Consider the following 17745-nt stretch of genomic DNA (forward strand, 5'->3'; position numbering starts at 1 on the left):
CAGACTGTGCATTAAACCATCAGACTGTGCGCCCGCCGCGAACAAGCTGGGTGCGGGCCGTAAGCCCGCGCCGCGCGGCTCTGTAAACTTAAGGGTGTGACCACATCTAACTCCGTTCCCGGATCCAGCCCCGTTCCCGAAGCAGCCGACACCTCCGAGCAGATGCGCATCCGCGCTGAGAAGCGGGCGCGTCTGATCGCCGGCGGTTCCGAGGCCTACCCGGTGGGTGTGGAACGCACGCACTCGCTGAAAGAGATTCGGGAAAAGTTCGGACACCTGCAGGCCGATGAGACGAGCGGCGAAGTTGTCGGCGTCACCGGCCGTGTCGTCTTCATCCGCAACACCGGCAAGCTGTGCTTCGCCACCCTCCAGGAGGGAAACGGCACCCGCGTGCAGGCCATGCTGAGCCTGGCCGTGGTCGGAGAAGAGGCCCTGGCCGAGTGGAAGGCGCTGGTTGATCTTGGTGACCACGTCTTCATCCGCGGGGAAGTCATCTCCTCGCGGCGCGGCGAGCTCTCAGTCATGGCGCAATCCTGGTCCATGGCTTCGAAGGCCCTGCGCCCCCTGCCGGTACTGCATGCCGGACTGAACGAAGAGACCCGGGTCCGGCAGCGCTACGTGGACCTGATGGTCCGCGAGGAAGCCCGGGACATGGTGTACAAGCGGGCAGCCATCATTCGCGGTGTCCGCGACACTCTGCACAGCCACGGGTACGTGGAAGTGGAAACTCCCATGCTTCAGCTGATTCACGGCGGTGCCGCGGCGCGTCCGTTCGAGACCCACCTGAATGCCTTCGACCAGAAGATGACGCTGCGGATTGCCACTGAGCTCTACCTCAAGCGGGCGGTTGTTGGCGGCATTGAGCGGGTCTTTGAGCTGGGCCGCATTTTCCGCAATGAGGGTGTCGACTCCACCCACAGCCCTGAATTCACCACGCTGGAATGCTATGAGGCGTACGCCGACCAGTACGTGATGGCGGACCGCATCAAGGAAATTATCCTGCACTGCGCTGACCTGGTGGGCAGCCGCCAGATCGAAACTGAGGCTGGAACCATTGATTTGGACGGCGAATGGAAATGGCTGTCCGTTTACCCCGGTCTTTCCGAAGCCGTTGGTGTGGAGATCACTCCGGACACCAGCGCCGAAACCCTCCGGGGCATCGCCGAAAAGCATGCCGTCAAGGTGGATCCGAAATGGGATGCCGAGAAACTGGTGGTGGAGCTCTTTGGGGAGATTGTCGAACCGACCCTGATTCAGCCGACTTTCGTCTATGACTATCCGCCGTCGGCCCAGCCGCTGGCCCGCCCCAACCGGAATGACCCGCGCCTCATTGAAGCCTGGGACCTCATCATCGGCGGCATGGAGCGCGGTACTGCCTTCTCCGAACTCATTGACCCCGTGATCCAGCGTGAGCGCCTCACCGCGCAGTCGCTCAAGGCCGCCGGTGGTGACGATGAGGCCATGGCCCTTGACGAGGACTTCCTCCGCGCCCTTGAATACGGTGCCCCGCCTATGGGCGGAATCGGGCTGGGAATTGACCGTTTAGTGATGCTTTTCACGAACACAGGTATCCGGGAAACAATTTTGTTCCCCCTGTTAAAGCCGGAAATGGGTTAGAAGCATGGAATACGTTGAAGTTCTCCTGCCGTCAATATGTGTTGGAGCTCTCTTTTATTTTGTGATGAAGGCCCTGCTCAACGTGGACCGTTCGGAACGAAAGGCGCTTGCTGAAGCGGAGCGCGAAGCCGACCTTGCGGCGGATCCGGATACAAGTAGTGGAACCCCGGAAAAAGAAAGTAATTAATATAGCCCCCCGGCTTTGACGGGACATTCAAAATTGCGTCATACTCTAGGTGGTCTCATTATCGTTTTTTTCGGGTTTAACACTGCTTAGGAGCCTGTTGTGGCGCAAAAAGTAAAAATCATTCTGGTTGATGACCTCGATGCCGGAAGTGCGGATGAGACCGTACGGTTCGGCCTGGACGGATCCCAGTACGAGATCGATCTCTCCAAAGACAATGCAAAGAATCTTCGTGCGGCCCTGAAGCCCTACCTGGATGCAGGCCGCAAGGTGGGCGGCCGCACCGGGCGCCCCCGTGCTGCGGGTTCTGCACGCAGCAACGAAGCGGCGCAGATCCGTGAATGGGCCCGCAACAACGGATACACCGTTTCGGAGCGTGGACGCGTAAACAGCGAAATTATCGAAGCGTACCGGGCCGCGCAGGGCTAGGGCCCGGCAGGGGCCTCCCGGGAACCTTATTCGGGGCCGTGGTCACGCCTACGGCGAACACGCTCCTTAAGCACGCGCAGGACACGTAGCATCGAATTACGCGTTAGCTAGGAGTGTGCCTCATGTTTGAAAGATTTACCGACCGTGCCCGTCGCGTTGTCGTGCTTGCCCAAGAAGAGGCTCGCATGCTCAACCACAACTACATCGGCACCGAGCACATCCTGCTCGGGCTCATTCATGAGGGTGAAGGTGTCGCAGCTAAGGCCCTTGAATCCCTGAGTATTTCGCTCGGTGCCGTGCGTGAGCAGGTGCAGGAGATTATCGGTCAGGGCCAGCAGGCCCCGTCCGGCCACATCCCCTTCACCCCGCGTGCCAAGAAGGTTCTCGAACTCTCCCTCCGGGAGGCCCTGCAGCTTGGCCACAACTACATCGGCACCGAGCACATCCTGCTCGGGCTGATCCGTGAAGGCGAAGGCGTTGCCGCACAGGTACTGGTCAAGCTTGGCGCTGACCTGAACCGGGTGCGCCAGCAGGTCATCCAGCTGCTCTCGGGTTACCAGGGCAAGGAACCTGTCAGCTCCGGCGGCCAGCAGCAGGAAGGCCAGCCGGCCGGTTCGGTTGTCCTGGACCAGTTCGGCCGCAACCTCACCCAGGCAGCGCGCGAGTCCAAGCTCGACCCGGTGATCGGGCGCGAGCATGAGATGGAACGGGTCATGCAGGTCCTGTCCCGCCGCACCAAGAACAACCCTGTTCTGATTGGTGAGCCCGGCGTCGGCAAGACGGCAGTCGTTGAAGGGCTGGCCCAGGCCATTGTCCGCGGCGATGTCCCGGAAACCATCAAGGACAAGCAGCTGTACACGCTTGACCTGGGTTCCCTCGTTGCCGGTTCCCGCTACCGCGGTGACTTTGAGGAACGCCTGAAGAAGGTCCTCAAGGAAATCCGCACCCGCGGCGACATCATCCTTTTCATCGATGAGATCCACACCCTCGTGGGCGCCGGTGCCGCCGAAGGCGCCATCGACGCAGCTTCCATCCTGAAGCCGATGCTGGCCCGCGGGGAACTGCAGACCATTGGTGCCACCACTTTGGACGAGTACCGCAAGCACATCGAGAAGGATGCGGCACTTGAGCGGCGTTTCCAGCCGATCCAGGTCAACGAACCTTCCGTTGCGCACTCCATCGAAATCCTGAAGGGACTGCGGGACCGCTACGAAGCGCACCACCGCGTGTCCATCACGGACGCCGCGCTGACTTCGGCGGCAACCCTGGCGGAGCGCTACATCAGTGACCGTTTCCTGCCGGACAAGGCCATTGACCTGATCGATGAGGCCGGCGCCCGCCTGCGGATCCGCCGCATGACGGCTCCGCCGGAGCTCAAGGAGATCGATGAGCGCATCTCTGCGCTGAAGCTGGAGAAAGAATCAGCCATCGATTCCCAGGACTTCGAAGGCGCTGCCAACCTGCGGGACAAGGAGCAGAAGCTCCATGACCAGCGGGCTGAAAAGGAGCGCCAGTGGAAGTCCGGCGGCCTGGATGACATTGCCGAGGTGGATGAGGAGCTCATCGCCGAGGTGCTGGCCAATTCCACCGGCATTCCCGTGGTCAAGCTCAACGAAGAAGAATCCACGCGCCTGCTCAAGATGGAAGACGAGCTGCACAAGCGCGTCATCGGTCAGGATCAGGCCATCAAGTCCATCTCGCAGGCCATGCGCCGTACGCGGGCCGGACTCAAAGACCCCAAGCGTCCGGGCGGTTCCTTCATCTTCGCCGGTCCCACCGGTGTTGGTAAGACCGAGCTGGCCAAGGCCCTCGCTGAGTTCCTCTTCGGCGACGAAGAAGCACTCATCACGCTGGACATGTCCGAATACTCCGAGAAGCACACTGTTTCCCGGCTCTTCGGTGCCCCTCCGGGATATGTCGGATACGAAGAAGGCGGGCAGCTGACCGAAAAGGTCCGCCGCCGTCCGTTCTCCGTGGTCCTGTTCGACGAGGTGGAAAAGGCCCACGCGGACCTCTTCAACTCGCTGCTGCAGATCCTCGAAGACGGCCGCCTGACGGACAGCCAGGGCCGCGTGGTGGACTTCAAGAACACCATCATCATCATGACCACCAACCTGGGAACCCGGGACATCTCCAAGAGCGTCTCCACCGGTTTCCAGTCCGGCACCGACACCAAGACCGGTTACGACCGGATGCGGGCCCGGGTCACGGAGGAACTGCGTCAGCACTTCCGCCCCGAGTTCCTGAACCGTGTTGATGACACGGTGGTCTTCCCGCAGCTCACGCAGGACGAGATCGTGCAGATCGTGGACCTGTTCCTGGAACGTCTGGGCAAGCGCCTGGCGGACAAGGGCATGACCATCGAGCTGACCCCCGCGGCCAAGGTTCTGCTGGCCACACGGGGCTACGATCCCGCCATGGGTGCCCGGCCGCTGCGCCGGACCATCCAGCGCGAGATCGAGGACCAGCTCTCCGAGAAGATCCTGTTCGGGGATCTGAAGCCCGGAGAACTGGTGTCCGTGGATGTGGAGGGCGAAGGAGACGACGCCACCTTCACCTTCGTGGGACACGGCGTACCGAAGGCCCTCGAAGAGGCACCGTCCGCAATTGAGGCGGGCGTCGGCGACTAGCCTGCGGCGCAGTGTGAACACATGCGCAGATTGAACAGATGAAAGGACCCGGCGGGCATGCAGCCCGCCGGGTCCTTTCGCGTTTCCGGATCCCTTCCATTGCGTGCCTTGACAGCCGTTTTGCGGCGCGCAGACCGTGCAGTCCTAGACTGGACCGGTGACTTCCACCACCATCACTGTCCGCCGAGCACGCACCTCCGATGTTCACCGCATTCGTTCCCTCGTGGCGCCCCTGGCCGACGAGCGGATCCTGGTGGCGAAGGAAGCGGTTGCCTACTACGAGGGGCTCCAGGAGTTCCGGATTGCGGAAGGGCCCGACGGCGAGGTGATTGGCTGCGGTGCGCTGCATGTCATGTGGGAAGACCTCGCCGAGGTGCGGACCCTGGCCGCGGACCGCCGCTGGCGCGGGCACGGCGTTGGCCACGTCCTGCTGGAGGCACTGCTGGCCGATGCCGTGGAGATTGGTGTGCAACGTGTCTTCTGCCTGACCTTTGAGGTGGACTTCTTCCGACGCCACGGATTCGAGGTGATGGCCAATCAGTCGGCCGTGGATCCGGAGGTCTACTCCGAACTGCTGCGCTCCCACGACGAGGGAGTGGCCGAGTTCCTGGACCTCGCGCGGGTCAAGCCCAACACCCTGGGAAACACCCGGATGATCCGCACGCTGTAGCACCGCTGATGCGGCGGGTGTTCGCGATCAGGGGAACTGACCCGCACCGGCTGGCCTTTTGCTCCTGCCGGTGGATAAGCTCAGGGTACTTAGCATCATTCACGGTCCGGCGACCCGGCAGTTGCCGGCGGACCACGATCAGAAAGCGGGATCCAATTATGGGCGCAGATGACAAGGTGCAGAATTCAGCCGAGAAGCTTGGCGGCAAGGTCAAGGAAGGCCTCGGTAAGGCCACCGGCAACGAGCGCATGGAAGCTGAAGGACACGGCGACCAGGCCAAGGGCAGTGCCAAGCAGGCCGGCGAAAACATCAAGGATGCCTTCAAGGGCAAGTAGACCTTCCTCGGACATAACACGTCCGGGAGGCGGCGGGAGGGGCATGATGCCCCTCCCGCCGCTGTTTAATGCGATCCCTCCGTTCGCTGTCCAACGGTCAGTCCCGGGGGTAGGGTCGAAAGCAGTCTCACAGATGTCCTGATCCCGAACACACCGGTGCAGCCGCATCGCCTGTACGGGCCGTTGCGCTGAAGGAGCTGCTCAAAGATGAAGAAGCTGATCAATGACCCGCGCAGGGTTGTCTCTGAGTCCCTCGCAGGATTTGGGCTGGCCCACCATAACCTGGTTCGTGTCCACAGCGATCCTGACCTCGTGCTCCGCCGGGAGCCGTCGCGGGGCAAGGTATCCCTGGTTTCCGGCGGCGGCAGCGGACACGAACCGCTGCACAGCGGTTACGTAGGCACCGGAATGCTGGACGCGGCAGTCCCCGGAGCCGTGTTCACTTCCCCCACTCCGGATCAGATCCTTCCTGCAATCACTGAAACCGACACCGGCGCCGGGGTCCTGCTGATCGTCAAGAACTACACCGGGGACATCCTGAACTTTGAGACCGCTGCTGAACTGGCGCAGGCGGAGGGCGTCACCGTCGCCACAGTGGTGGTGAACGACGACGTCGCGGTGGAAGATTCGCTGTACACGGCGGGCCGCCGGGGAGTGGCCGGAACGGTTCTTGTGGAGCGGATCGCCGGCGGGGCAGCGGAACGGGGAGACACACTGGAGCAGGTGGCCGCGGTGGCGGAACGCGTCAATGCCAATGTCCGGTCCATGGGAGTGGCCCTCGCCCCCTGCACCGTTCCCCATGCCGGGGAACCAAGCTTCACCCTGGCCGACAATGAAATTGAGCTGGGAGTGGGAATCCACGGCGAGCCGGGCCGGCGCCGGATGCCCATGGCGGACGCCAACAGCATCACGGACCAGCTGCTGGAACCCGTTCTGCAGGACCTGGGAGCCTCCTCCGGGGACCCTGTGCTCCTGTTCGTCAACGGCATGGGCGGAACCCCGCTGAGTGAGCTGTACATCGTCTACCGCCGGGCAGCGGAAGTGTTGGCCGAGCGCGGTATCCGGGTTGAACGTTCCCTGGTGGGAAACTACATCACGGCCCTGGACATGCAGGGGGCCTCGGTGACGGTGCTGCGGCTGGACAATGAAATGACGGAACTTTGGGACTCGCCGGTGAACACGCCGGCCCTGCGATGGGGGATGTAACCATGTCACTGGACGCAGCGTGGGCAGACCGGTGGATGCGTGCAGCAGCCGCAGCCATGGCCGAGAACCGGCAGCACCTGATCGACCTGGACCGGGACATCGGTGATGCGGACCATGGCGAGAACATGGACCGCGGATTTTCGGCGGTGGTGGAGAAGCTGGATGCGGACGGAACCCCGGCCACTCCGGGTGACGTGATGAAGCTTGCCGCCATGACCCTGATGTCCAAAGTTGGCGGGGCAGCCGGGCCGCTGTACGGCACGGCATTCCTGCGTGCTGCCACGGCGGCGGGACCGGCAGCGGACCTGGATCCAGGAACGCTGGTCACTGTCCTCACTGCCGCACGGGACGGAATTGTTGCCCGCGGAAAAGCCGAAGTCGGAGACAAAACCATGGTGGATGCCTGGACGCCGGCAGTTGAGGCAGCCCAGACAGCAGCCGGCGCCTCGGCCTCATCGGCTGAGGTGCTTGCCGCCGCATCAAACGGAGCCCGGGCCGGCCTTGCCGGCACCGAACCGCTGATAGCCCGCAAAGGCCGCGCCAGCTACCTCGGAGAGCGCAGTGCCGGCCATCTTGATCCCGGGGCTGCTTCCACAGTCCTGATCCTGCAGGCGGCGGCACAAGCAGCGGAAGAAGGCTCATGAGCGTTGGACTGGTGATCGTTTCGCACAGCGCCAAACTCGCTGAGGGTCTCCGGGAGCTGGCGGCGCAGATGGCACGGGACGTCACCATCGAAACGGCCGGAGGTACGGACGACGGCGGGATCGGCACCAGCTTGGAGAAAATCTCCGCTGCCATTGCTGCGGCGGACACCGGCGACGGGGCACTGCTGCTTGCAGACTTGGGATCGGCGGTCATGACCGCCGAAACGGCAGTGGAATTCCTTGAAGACGAGCAGCGGGCACGTGTCCGCCTGGCCGACGCGCCGCTGGTTGAAGGAACCGTGGCGGCGGCAGTTGCCGCCCAAACCGGAAGAACCCTGCAGGCAGTGCTGCAGGAAGCCGAGTCGGCAGGGAGAATACCGGGGCGGGCGGGCACCCGGGACACCGGCACCCAGGACTCCGGAGCCCAGCCCGGCACGGAACCGACAGCCGCCGCCGGGGAGCCGGGCGATGCCGGTGACGATGATTTCGATCCCGATGATGCGGGGGTTCACACCGGTTCGTGGGAGCTCATTAACCCGGCGGGACTGCATGCCCGCCCTGCCGCAGCCGTGGCCCAGGCCATGTCGGACCTGGATGCGGAGGTCCGCATCAACGGAGTGGACGCCAAGTCCATGATGATGCTGATGACGCTCGGGCTGGGACAGGGGCAAACCCTGACCGTGACGGCACGCGGTCCCGATGCGGCCCGGGCCGTGGAGATGATGGCACTGGAAGTCCGCAACGGTTTCGGCGAGATTTAGCCTGGGGGAGCCCGGCGGGGCTGCTGCGCTCAGACGGGAAGCTGCAGGCCGGCGTCGTTTTCTTCGGCCAGCTTGTCCGCCAGCAGACCGGCCAGGGCGCGCTCCAGCTGTTCGGCGGGCGCCTGCAGGGCGTATAGCTTGGCCAGCGCGGCTGCGTCCGTCCCGGGGTCCGCTTCCACTGAGCTTGCCGCCGTGTTGTAAGTTGCGGCGGCGGCCGTCATCAGGTCCGCCGGGCCAAGGAGCAGATTCCGCGGGACCGGCTCCCGGGCCTGCCGCAGCACGGCCATGAGGGCGCCGCGGACCTGCCGGTCGGTGCCGGCCCAGGTCTGTCCCTTGGGCACATAATCGGGTGCTGGTTCTCCGGCGGCCACCCAGGCACAGCGCTGCCGCACCGGACACACCGCGCATTTGGGGGACCGGGCAGTGCACACAAGAGCGCCCAGCTCCATGACGGACGCATTCCAGGCGACGGAGGCGGCGTCGTCGTCGGGCAGCAGCGCCACGGCCAGGCGCATTTCAGCGGCATTCAGCGCCGGCGCAGGCAGCGCTTTGCCCGAAAGTGCCCGGGCATGGACCCGGCGGATATTGGTGTCCACCACTGTTTCCCTGCGGCCGAAGGCAAAAGAGGCAACCGCCGCAGCGGTGTAGGTGCCCACGCCGGGCAGAGTAAGGAGTTCCTCCCGGGTTGCGGGAACGGAACCGTTGAAGCGGTCCGTCATGGCGGCGGCAGCGGCATGCAGTCGAAGCGCACGCCGGGGGTACCCCAGCCGGCCCCAGGCGCGAACCGCTTCCCCGCTCGGCTCGGCGGCCAGGGCGGACGGTTCCGGCCAGCGCTTCATCCATTGCTCCCACACCGGCAATACCCGGACCACGGGGGTCTGCTGCAGCATGATCTCACTGACGAACACACCCCACGGGCTGCACCCGGGACGCCGCCACGGCAGATCGCGTGCATTGGCCGTGAACCAGCTGATGATTTCCGTATGCAGCTGCGGTGCCTGCTGCAGGCCCGGTTCCATGCATTCTCCCTTGGTTATGACCAGCAATACTCTACTAACCGGCGTGGTGCGGCAGGTAATCCGGGGCCGGGTACCTAGCCTTAAGGCATGGTTGGGAACGAAACATCTAACAGGGCTCCAGAGCGGCCCAGCGCGGCTGTCTACCGGCGGCGCAGGATCGTCGCAGGAATCCTGGTGCTCCTGGTCCTGATAGGCCTTGTCGCAGGCATCAGCGCAGTGGCCAACATGCTGCGGGGAGACGACAGCGCTTCCGCCACGCAGACAACTGAGGAAGCCACTTTGCCCGGGCCGGACAGCCAGCAGTCCGGAGCCATGCCCGCCGGCACTGCTGCTCCGACAGCTCCGGCCGCGAGCCCGGCAGCCACAGCGAGCGCAACCGCCGCACCGGCGCTGTGTCCGCCGGCCTCCGTGGGAGTCAGCGCCACCACCGACGCTTTGAGCTACGCCGCCGGCGTTGCCCCCATGCTGACCATGACGGTCACCAACACCGGGGCTGAGGCGTGCGACGTCAACGTGGGCACCAGCCAAATGGAGTTCATCATCACCAGCGGCTCAGACCGGATCTTTTCCTCCGCCGACTGCCAGCAGGCCGGTGAGGATCTGTTCAAGACCATTAAGCCCAACACCGTGGAAACGGCAAAGTTCAGCTGGGACCGCCAGCGCTCCGCCCCCGGGTGTTCGGAAGTTGCCAGCAATCCCAACCCGGGAACCTACTCGTTCACCGCGCGTCTGGGGAACATCAGCAGCGAACGGACCACTTTCGAACTCGAGTGACCGGACCGCTGGATAATAAAGCCGGCCGAAGCGCTACATGAAACGGTCGAGCAGGCTGGTCTCGGCAATGCGGGAGAGTCCCTCGCGCACGGTGCGGGCGCGCTGCTCGCCGATGCCGTCCACCGTCATTAGGTCATCAATGTTGGCGGCCATCAGGTTCTGCAGGCCGCCGAAATGGTCCACCAGCCGGTTGGAGACCGCCGGCGGCACGGACTTGATGTTGCTGAGCAGCCGGTAGCCGCGGGGCTGCACCACGGCCTCCAATGAATCCTGGCCGGGTTGGAAGCCCACAACGGCGGCAATCTTGCTCAGGTCCACCATGTCGGAGGAACTGAGGTTCTGCAGCGTGGCCACCTGGTCTTCGGGCCGCTGGCTGCCGTCCTGCAGGTCCGCGTAGTCGCGGACGATCATCTCACTGCCCGGACCCAAGCCGGCGGTGAGTTCCTCGAGCTGCAGCGACAGCAGGCGGCCGTCCACCCCGAGTTCGAGGACATACTGGGAGATTTCCTCGGAAATGCGGCGCACCATTTCCTGGCGCTGCAGGGTGACGGCAACATCCCGGACCGTGACCATGGCTTCGATTTCCAGAGCGGAGAGGGAGTTGGTGACCTGGTCCAGGCGCGCCCGGTAGCGTTCCAGAGTGGCCAGGGCCTGGTTGGCGCGGGCCAGCACCGGCTCGGAACCCTCCAGTACGTGCCGCAGTCCGCCGACGTAGAGCTGGATGATCTGCATGGACTGGCTGACTGAGATGACGGGGAAACCGGTTTCGATGGCTACCCGCTCCGCTGTGCGGTGCCGGGTTCCGGATTCGTGCGTCTCGATAGTGTGGTCCGGCACCAGCTGCACTGCTGCGCGCAGAATGGTCTTGGCGTCCTTGTCGCAGACAATGGCGCCGTCCATTTTGGCCAGTTCCCGCAGGCGGGTGGGCGAAAAATCGATGCCGATGTCGAAGCCGCCGGAGCAGATGGAGTCAACGGTGCGGTCAAATCCCATGACGATCAGCGCGCCGGTGCGGCCGCGGAGAATGCGCTCCAGGCCATCGCGGAGTTCGGTTCCCGGCGCAACCCGTGCCAGGGTGGCCTTCAATGAATCTTCGGGACTTCGTGCCACGGTCACTTCCTTCCGGCCGTCGGGCCCACGGGCGTTCTGGGCGGACATTGCACAGACACTTTCCCTATAGTAGTGGTCCCGCACGGGACAATGACCACCTTTGTGCCGTCCGCCGCAGGTGCGCGCCGTCCTAGAACAGGAGCTTGAGTGCCTCCGTCAGGGTGGAAACCTCCCGGACGTGGAAACCGGCCGGAACCGCGCCGGGGCCGTTGGGTGAAGCCGGAACCACCGCGTGCGTGAAACCGAGGCGTTCTGCTTCCTGGATCCGCCGGGCTATGCCGGGGATGGGCCGCACTTCTCCGGCGAGGCCAACCTCCCCAAAGGCAATCAGCTGGGCGGGAAGGGGTTTGTTCATCTTGGCGGAGGCAACGGCAAGGGCCACTGCCAGATCAGTGGCCGGCTCGCTGAGCTTGACCCCGCCCACGGTGGCTACGTAACTGTCATCCTTGGCCAGATTCATGGACGCCCGCTGCTGCAGCACGGCCAGGAGCATGGCGACCCGGGACGAATCCAGTCCACTGGTGGCACGCCGGGCCTGCGCGTTGCTGGTTTCGGCCAACAATGCCTGGACCTCGGCCACCAGGGGCCGCTTTCCTTCCAGCGTGACGGTAATGCAGGTGCCGGACACGGGTTCCTTGGTCCGGGACACAAACAGCCCGGACGGATCCGCGAGGCCCACAATGCCTTCCTCCGTCAGGTCGAAGCAGCCCACTTCATCGGTGGGACCGTAGCGGTTTTTCACGGCCCGCAGCAGGCGCAGGCGGGAGTGACGGTCGCCGTCGAACTGGCAGACCACATCCACGAGGTGTTCCAGCAGCCGGGGCCCGGCGATGGAGCCGTCCTTGGTCACGTGCCCCACGAGCAGGGTGGTCATGTTCCGTTCCTTGGCCGCCGCAATCAGGGAGGCTGCCACTTCGCGGACCTGGCTGACCCCGCCGGCGCTGCCGTCCACTGCGGAGCTGCTCAGGGTTTGCACGGAGTCGACGATCAGCAGGGCGGGCTTGACCTGTTCCACCTGGCCAAGCGCCTGGCCCAGATCGGTTTCAGCGCTCAGGTACAGAAAATCCGACACCGCACCGATACGCTCGGCACGCAGTTTTACCTGTGCCGTGGATTCTTCACCGGTGACGTACAGGACCTCCCGTCCGAGGTTCCCCACTTTGGCTGCCACATCCAGCAGCAGCGTGGACTTTCCCACACCCGGTTCACCGGCAAGCAGGATAACGGCACCCGGGACCAGCCCGCCGCCCAGAACGCGGTCCAGCTCATCCACTCCCGTGGCCTGATAAGCGGCAGTGGTGGAGTCCACGTCCGCAATGCGCTGCGCCGGGCGGGCAACGGTGGCTGCCGCCGTGGTGCGGGCAATGACTTCCCCGGCTTCCTCCACAGTGCCCCAGGCCTGGCATTCACCGCAGCGGCCCACCCACTTGGCGGTGGTCCAGCCGCACTCGGCGCATCGGTAGTTGGCGGTTTTTGCGCGGGTTGTCTTCGTGGCCATAAAAACAGGCTATCCCGCCGCACTGACACTTCCGCGCCGGACCCCCGCGGCCTGGGGACCACACCGGATCACACCTCGGACAGGCAGCTCACTGCTTCCTCGTGGCTGAGTCCCGTGGACTCGAGCAGATCCACCACAAGCGGCCGGAATAACATGATCAGCGCGTCTCCCTGGATGTTGGTGATGCCCAGCGAGCCGGGGTTCAGCTGCGCACCCACGGCGGAGAGTTCGTTGCGCGCCTGGCGAAGATGCCGCTCCCTCGCACCCGCCGACTCACCGCCGGCCAGCGCGCGGGCGAGGATGTCGACGGCGTCGGCCGTGTCGTTGACAACTTCGGTGACGCGCTCAATAGCCTCGTCATCAAGGGATGCGTGGTTGATGACCGACGTGGTGCGGCGGGCGAAGACCCGGCTGTTGCGCACTGCGAGGTCCAGGTAGCCGATGGATCCGCGCAGGTCACCGAGCTCGGCCAGATGCCGCCGGTAGGCCGGGGAGATTCGGGCAATCTCCCGGGCGTCACGCACGCTGCGCGTGAGCAGATCCAGCTGGGGCTGCGTGTTGCGGGCACGCACCAGGGCGTGCCAGGCAATGGTGGAATCACTCTTTGCCACAGCTTCGGCGCACTGCCGCAGCACCGCGGAGAGCTCGTGCAGCAGATCGCGGACATTGGACTTTGGCTCCCGCCGGGGATCGCGGGGAGCCAGCATAGTGACCAGTAGGGCAAACAATCCGCCCACGAGGGCATCTGCGCTGCGCGTAAACACGCCGCCGTCGGGAGCGGGAAGGAGTACCACCAGCAGCGACTGAAGGCCCAGCTGAGTGGTGAAAATGACGCCCCGGTCCAGGAAGCGGGCCAGCATGACGGAGAGAAAGAGTACGACGGCGGCCTGCCACAGTCCGGTGCCCAGTGTGTGCAGCAGAAGTTCACCGATGGTGATTCCCAGGGTGCAGCCAATGCCAACCTCCAGTACCCGGCGGGTACGCGGTTCCCGGGAAAAGCCCAGCGATATGAGCGCGGCAGTGGCCGCGAAGAGCGGTCCCTCATGGCCGAGCACATACTCGGCAAAGCCGTACGCCCCGACGGCGCAGATGGTCATCTGCAGTGCGGGGATGATCGAATCGCGGCTTCGGCGCAGCCCAACCTTTACCCGGTTGCGCAGGAACCCCCGGCTTTGGGCAATGCGGTCACGTGGGGGCATGCCAACAGTCTAGGGGCAGAGCAGTGCGCCCTCCATCCGAAGAGCACTGCGGCGTACTTCGGTGACGGGGCAAATCCGGCGGGACAACACCTGCACCTTATGGACGCGGGTGTGCCGGCCAGAGTTTCCTCCGCCGCTTGGCCCCGTTCACCTTTCGTTAACCTTCTCCGTCCACCATCGATGGAGGGGCGGCAGAACGTCCCGGTGTGACGGCGCGTGCCGGGACACCTGCTCTACGGAAAACGAGCCCTTGAAAGGGGCCAGACGTGTCGGTAATTCGCATAGTTCGTTCCGCAGCACTGCTGTCAGCCGCCGCGCTCGCCTTGTCGGCGTGCGGCAGCGACAGCGCCATCGCCCCGGCCGGCGGCAGCACGCCGTCGTCCTCATCGGAAAGCACCCTTACCGGGACGCTTTCCGGGTCCGGCGCCTCCTCCCAGGACTCTGCCATGCAGGCCTGGATCGCGGGGTTCACCGCAGCGAACCCGGACACAGCAGTGCAGTACTCTCCGGACGGATCGGGAGCCGGCCGCAAGGCGCTGCTGGCCGGCGGTGTGCAGTTTGCCGGTTCGGATGCCCATTTGAAGGACGAGGAAGTGGAAGCCTCCATCGAGGCGTGCGGCCCGGACGGTGCGCTGCACATTCCCGCCTACATCTCGCCCATCGCCATCGCCTTCAACTTGGACGGCGTGGATGAACTCAACCTGGATGCCGAGACGATTGCGGGTATCTTCCGCGGTGAAATCAGCACCTGGAATGACCCGGCGATCGCGGGCCAGAATGAGGGTGCGCAGTTGCCCGATACGCCCATCACGGTTATTCACCGCTCTGACGAGTCGGGAACCACCGAGAATTTCACCGAGTACCTCGCGGCTGCAGCGCCGGCCGTGTGGAACACCGAGGCCAGCGGTGAATGGCCGGCCGAGCTGGGCGGCCAGGAGAATGCCCAGGGCACCAGCGGCGTCGTGTCTGCTGCCGGCGCCACTGACGGAGCCATCACGTACGCGGACGCCTCAGCCGTCGAGGGCATGGGGACGGTAGCGGTAAAGGTTGGCGCAGAGTACGTCCCCTACAGTTCCGAGGCCGCGGCGAAGGCGGTGGAAGCCTCCACTCCGGTGACCGGCGAGGGCCGCCCCGACGGCGACATGGCCATGGATTTGGTCCGCGACACCACCGAATCCGGTGCCTACCCTGTGGTCCTGGTCTCCTACCACATCTACTGCACCACCTACCCGGACTCTGAAACCGCAGATTTGTTGAAGGCCTTCGGCTCCTACGTGGTCAGTGAGGAGGGCCAGGCAGCTGCGGCGGACGCAGCAGGCAACGCGGAACTTTCCCAGCCGCTTCGCGAGAAGGCCGAAGCCGCACTGGCAAGCATCAGCGTCGCGAAGTAGCCCGTGCCTCCGGTGGCGGCGGAGCTTCCGCCGCCACCGGGGGGAACGCTTCCTGTTCGCACCGTCCGCCGGGCCGTGGGACAGTAAATGGGGGGATTGCGGAGGCAGACTGTGGCCCCGCGTCATAGGGATCAGTGCAGGGTCAGTAGAGTTTAAGAAGTTGCCAGTGAAGAACCGAAGGGTTGTGCAGTGTCCAGCAAGTCCATAGAAGGCACCGGTGGTGCCGGCCGTGCCGGAGACAAGGTGTTCTCAGGAATCACGCTCCTGGCCGGTTGCCTCATCCTTCTTGTCCTGTTTTCCGTGGCTGTGTTCCTGCTCTGGCAGGCGCTGCCCACGTTTACCGCCGATTCCGCGGACATCAGCGGCGGCGAGGGTTTCTTCACCTACATCTGGCCGCTGGTCATCGGCACCGTCATCGCTGCAGCCATCGCCCTGCTGATCGCGACGCCGGTGGGCATCGGCGTCGCGCTGTTCATCTCGCACTACGCGCCGCGCCGCATGGCTCAGGGCCTGGGTTACCTCATTGACCTGCTGGCGGCCATCCCGTCAGTTGTGTACGGAGCCTGGGGGATGATGGTGCTGGCACCGGCCCTGGTGGGTCCCTACACCTGGCTGGCTGACAATGCCGGCTGGATCCCGATCTTCTCCGGTCCGGCCAGCCAGACCGGCAAGACCATGCTGACGGCGGGGATCGTGCTGTCCGTCATGGTGCTGCCGATCATCACCTCGCTGACCCGTGAAATCTTCCTGCAAACCCCGAAACTGCATGAGGAAGCAGCCCTGGCCATGGGTGCCACCCGCTGGGAAATGGTCCGCATGGCGGTGTTCCCCTTCGCCCGCCCTGGTGTCATCAGCGCCGTCATGCTGGGTCTGGGACGCGCCCTGGGTGAAACCATGGCCGTGGCCCTGGTTCTCTCCTCCGGCGGCCTGATTGCCAGCCTGATCCGTCCGGGCAACCAGACGATCGCCGCGGAAATTGCCCTGAACTTCCCCGAGGCGTACGGGCTGCGCCTGTCCGAGCTGATCGCCGCCGGCCTGGTGCTGTTCCTGATCACCCTGGCCGTGAACGTGATTGCGCGCTGGATCATCAGCCGCCATAAAGAATTCTCCGGAGCCAACTGATGCAGACACAAACACTCAGCCGCCGTCCGGCGACACTGACCAAAAACCAGCTCCCGCCGTACGCCGTATGGGTGGTGCTGGGTGCGGCAGTCATCCTGGGCGCGGCCCTGTCGGCCCTGATCGGCTTCGGCATCGCAAGCTTCACCATCTTCACAGCGGTGATCTTTGTGCTCGGCGCCACCGTCATGACCTGGATCGTCGAGGGGCGCCGGCGCGCGGTGGACCGCTTTGCCACCTACCTGATCTGCGGCTCCTTCCTGCTGGCACTGGTTCCCCTGGTCTCCGTGATCTTTACTGTGCTGTCCAAGGGCCTGGCCGGACTGAGCCCGGACTTCCTGTTCACCTCCATGGGCGGAATGACCGGCGCCGTGGACAACAACAGTGCCGAAACGGGCGGTCCGGTGCTGGGCGGGGCATACCACGGCATTGTGGGCACCCTGCTGATCACCCTCTGGGCCACCATCATTTCCGTGCCGATCGGCCTGCTGACCGCCGTTTACCTCGTGGAATACAGCAACGGCGGCCCGCTGTCCCGTGCCATCACCTTCTTTGTGGACGTCATGACCGGAATCCCGTCCATTGTTGCCGGCCTGTTCGCCGCAGCCTTCTTCGCCCTGGTGTTCGGACCGGGCGTGCGTACCGGCTTTGTGGCCGCCGTCGCCCTCTCCGTCCTGATGATCCCCGTGGTGGTGCGATCCACCGAGGAAATGCTCAAGATCGTGCCGAATGAGCTGCGGGAGGCCTCGTACGCCCTGGGCGTGCGCAAGTGGCGCACCATCCTCAAGGTGGTGGTGCCGACGGCGATTTCCGGCATCGCCTCGGGTGTCACCCTGGCCATTGCCCGCGTCATCGGCGAGACAGCCCCGCTGCTGGTCACCGCAGGGTTTGTGAACACCATCAACATGAACGTGTTTGCGGGCTGGATGAGCACCCTGCCCACCTACATTTACCGGCAGCTAATGAGTCCCACTTCACCCACCAACACCGATCCCAGCACACAGCGTGCCTGGGCGGCGGCACTGCTGCTGATCATCATGGTGATGCTGTTGAATCTGGGTGCCCGTCTGATCGCCCGGATGTTTGCTCCCAAGACCGGACGCTGACCGGAACCACCCCCTGCGGAGGCACCGCTGCCCCGCCCCCGAAGAACCTCGAA

17 protein-coding genes are annotated in these 17745 nt (G+C 64.5%); 13 read left to right on the forward strand and 4 right to left on the reverse strand.

Annotated elements, in window-relative coordinates; translation table 11 throughout:
- Positions 1 to 162: 162 nt before the first annotated feature.
- The 9 genes from lysS to dhaM all read left to right on the forward strand — a co-directional run bounded on the left by lysS (position 163) and on the right by dhaM (position 8476).
- Positions 163 to 1617 carry a lysine--tRNA ligase gene (gene lysS, locus CXR03_RS06040; protein ID WP_104102872.1) on the forward strand — a complete coding sequence of 485 codons (1455 nt, stop codon included), beginning with the start codon at positions 163 to 165 and terminating at the stop codon, positions 1615 to 1617.
- 4 nt (positions 1618 to 1621) lie between these two features.
- Positions 1622 to 1804, forward strand: a complete 183-nt coding sequence (locus CXR03_RS06045; RefSeq protein WP_104102586.1) for a hypothetical protein — start codon at positions 1622 to 1624, stop codon at positions 1802 to 1804.
- Positions 1805 to 1903: 99 nt separating this feature from the next.
- Positions 1904 to 2230 carry an Lsr2 family protein gene (locus tag CXR03_RS06050; RefSeq protein ID WP_104053561.1) on the forward strand — a complete coding sequence of 109 codons (327 nt, stop codon included), beginning with the start codon at positions 1904 to 1906 and terminating at the stop codon, positions 2228 to 2230.
- Between the two features lie 122 nt (positions 2231 to 2352).
- A complete protein-coding gene (locus CXR03_RS06055; protein ID WP_104102588.1) occupies positions 2353 to 4860 on the forward strand; it encodes an ATP-dependent Clp protease ATP-binding subunit in 2508 nt (835 codons plus the stop codon).
- A gap of 157 nt (positions 4861 to 5017) precedes the next feature.
- Positions 5018 to 5530 carry an amino-acid N-acetyltransferase gene (locus CXR03_RS06060; protein ID WP_104053563.1) on the forward strand — a complete coding sequence of 171 codons (513 nt, stop codon included), beginning with the start codon at positions 5018 to 5020 and terminating at the stop codon, positions 5528 to 5530.
- Positions 5531 to 5688: 158 nt separating this feature from the next.
- Positions 5689 to 5865 carry a CsbD family protein gene (locus tag CXR03_RS06065; protein ID WP_104053564.1) on the forward strand — a complete coding sequence of 59 codons (177 nt, stop codon included), beginning with the start codon at positions 5689 to 5691 and terminating at the stop codon, positions 5863 to 5865.
- Between the two features lie 207 nt (positions 5866 to 6072).
- Positions 6073 to 7071, forward strand: a complete 999-nt coding sequence (gene dhaK, locus CXR03_RS06070) for a dihydroxyacetone kinase subunit DhaK (RefSeq protein ID WP_104102590.1) — start codon at positions 6073 to 6075, stop codon at positions 7069 to 7071.
- 2 nt (positions 7072 to 7073) lie between these two features.
- Positions 7074 to 7715, forward strand: coding sequence for a dihydroxyacetone kinase subunit DhaL (dhaL, locus tag CXR03_RS06075; RefSeq protein ID WP_104102592.1), 642 nt, complete (start codon positions 7074 to 7076; stop codon positions 7713 to 7715).
- Positions 7712 to 8476, forward strand: a complete 765-nt coding sequence (gene dhaM, locus CXR03_RS06080; RefSeq protein WP_104102594.1) for a dihydroxyacetone kinase phosphoryl donor subunit DhaM — start codon at positions 7712 to 7714, stop codon at positions 8474 to 8476. The genes dhaL and dhaM overlap by 4 nt, the downstream gene beginning before the upstream one ends.
- Positions 8477 to 8505: 29 nt before the next feature.
- Here dhaM and CXR03_RS06085 read toward each other — a convergent pair whose 3' ends face one another.
- On the reverse strand, positions 8506 to 9495 hold the full coding sequence (locus CXR03_RS06085) for an A/G-specific adenine glycosylase (protein ID WP_104102595.1): 990 nt from the start codon (positions 9493 to 9495) through the stop codon (positions 8506 to 8508).
- Between the two features lie 87 nt (positions 9496 to 9582).
- Between CXR03_RS06085 and CXR03_RS06090 the strand changes: the two genes are divergently transcribed.
- The gene (locus tag CXR03_RS06090) at positions 9583 to 10269 is read left to right on the forward strand and encodes a hypothetical protein (RefSeq protein ID WP_104102597.1); all 687 of its coding nucleotides are present in this window, start codon (positions 9583 to 9585) and stop codon (positions 10267 to 10269) included.
- A gap of 33 nt (positions 10270 to 10302) precedes the next feature.
- Here CXR03_RS06090 and disA read toward each other — a convergent pair whose 3' ends face one another.
- From disA to CXR03_RS06105, 3 genes are all read right to left on the reverse strand, one after another.
- Entirely contained in the window at positions 10303 to 11379 is a 1077-nt protein-coding gene (disA, locus tag CXR03_RS06095) for a DNA integrity scanning diadenylate cyclase DisA (protein ID WP_104053770.1), read from the reverse strand.
- 130 nt (positions 11380 to 11509) lie between these two features.
- Positions 11510 to 12877, reverse strand: coding sequence for a DNA repair protein RadA (gene radA, locus CXR03_RS06100; RefSeq protein WP_104102599.1), 1368 nt, complete (start codon positions 12875 to 12877; stop codon positions 11510 to 11512).
- A 68-nt stretch (positions 12878 to 12945) separates the two neighbouring features.
- Entirely contained in the window at positions 12946 to 14076 is a 1131-nt protein-coding gene (locus CXR03_RS06105; RefSeq protein ID WP_258073509.1) for an aromatic acid exporter family protein, read from the reverse strand.
- A 266-nt stretch (positions 14077 to 14342) separates the two neighbouring features.
- Here CXR03_RS06105 and pstS point away from each other — a divergent pair, with 266 nt between their 5' ends.
- The 3 genes from pstS to pstA all read left to right on the forward strand — a co-directional run bounded on the left by pstS (position 14343) and on the right by pstA (position 17692).
- Positions 14343 to 15467 carry a phosphate ABC transporter substrate-binding protein PstS gene (gene pstS / locus CXR03_RS06110; RefSeq protein ID WP_104102600.1) on the forward strand — a complete coding sequence of 375 codons (1125 nt, stop codon included), beginning with the start codon at positions 14343 to 14345 and terminating at the stop codon, positions 15465 to 15467.
- Between the two features lie 189 nt (positions 15468 to 15656).
- A complete protein-coding gene (gene pstC, locus CXR03_RS06115; protein ID WP_104102602.1) occupies positions 15657 to 16589 on the forward strand; it encodes a phosphate ABC transporter permease subunit PstC in 933 nt (310 codons plus the stop codon).
- The gene (pstA, locus tag CXR03_RS06120; RefSeq protein ID WP_104102603.1) at positions 16589 to 17692 is read left to right on the forward strand and encodes a phosphate ABC transporter permease PstA; all 1104 of its coding nucleotides are present in this window, start codon (positions 16589 to 16591) and stop codon (positions 17690 to 17692) included. The genes pstC and pstA overlap by 1 nt, the downstream gene beginning before the upstream one ends.
- Positions 17693 to 17745 lie beyond the last annotated feature (53 nt).

It is taken from the genome of Arthrobacter sp. 08Y14 (genome assembly GCF_002929455.1).
GTDB classification, from domain to species: Bacteria; Actinomycetota; Actinomycetes; order Actinomycetales; family Micrococcaceae; genus Arthrobacter_B; species Arthrobacter_B sunyaminii.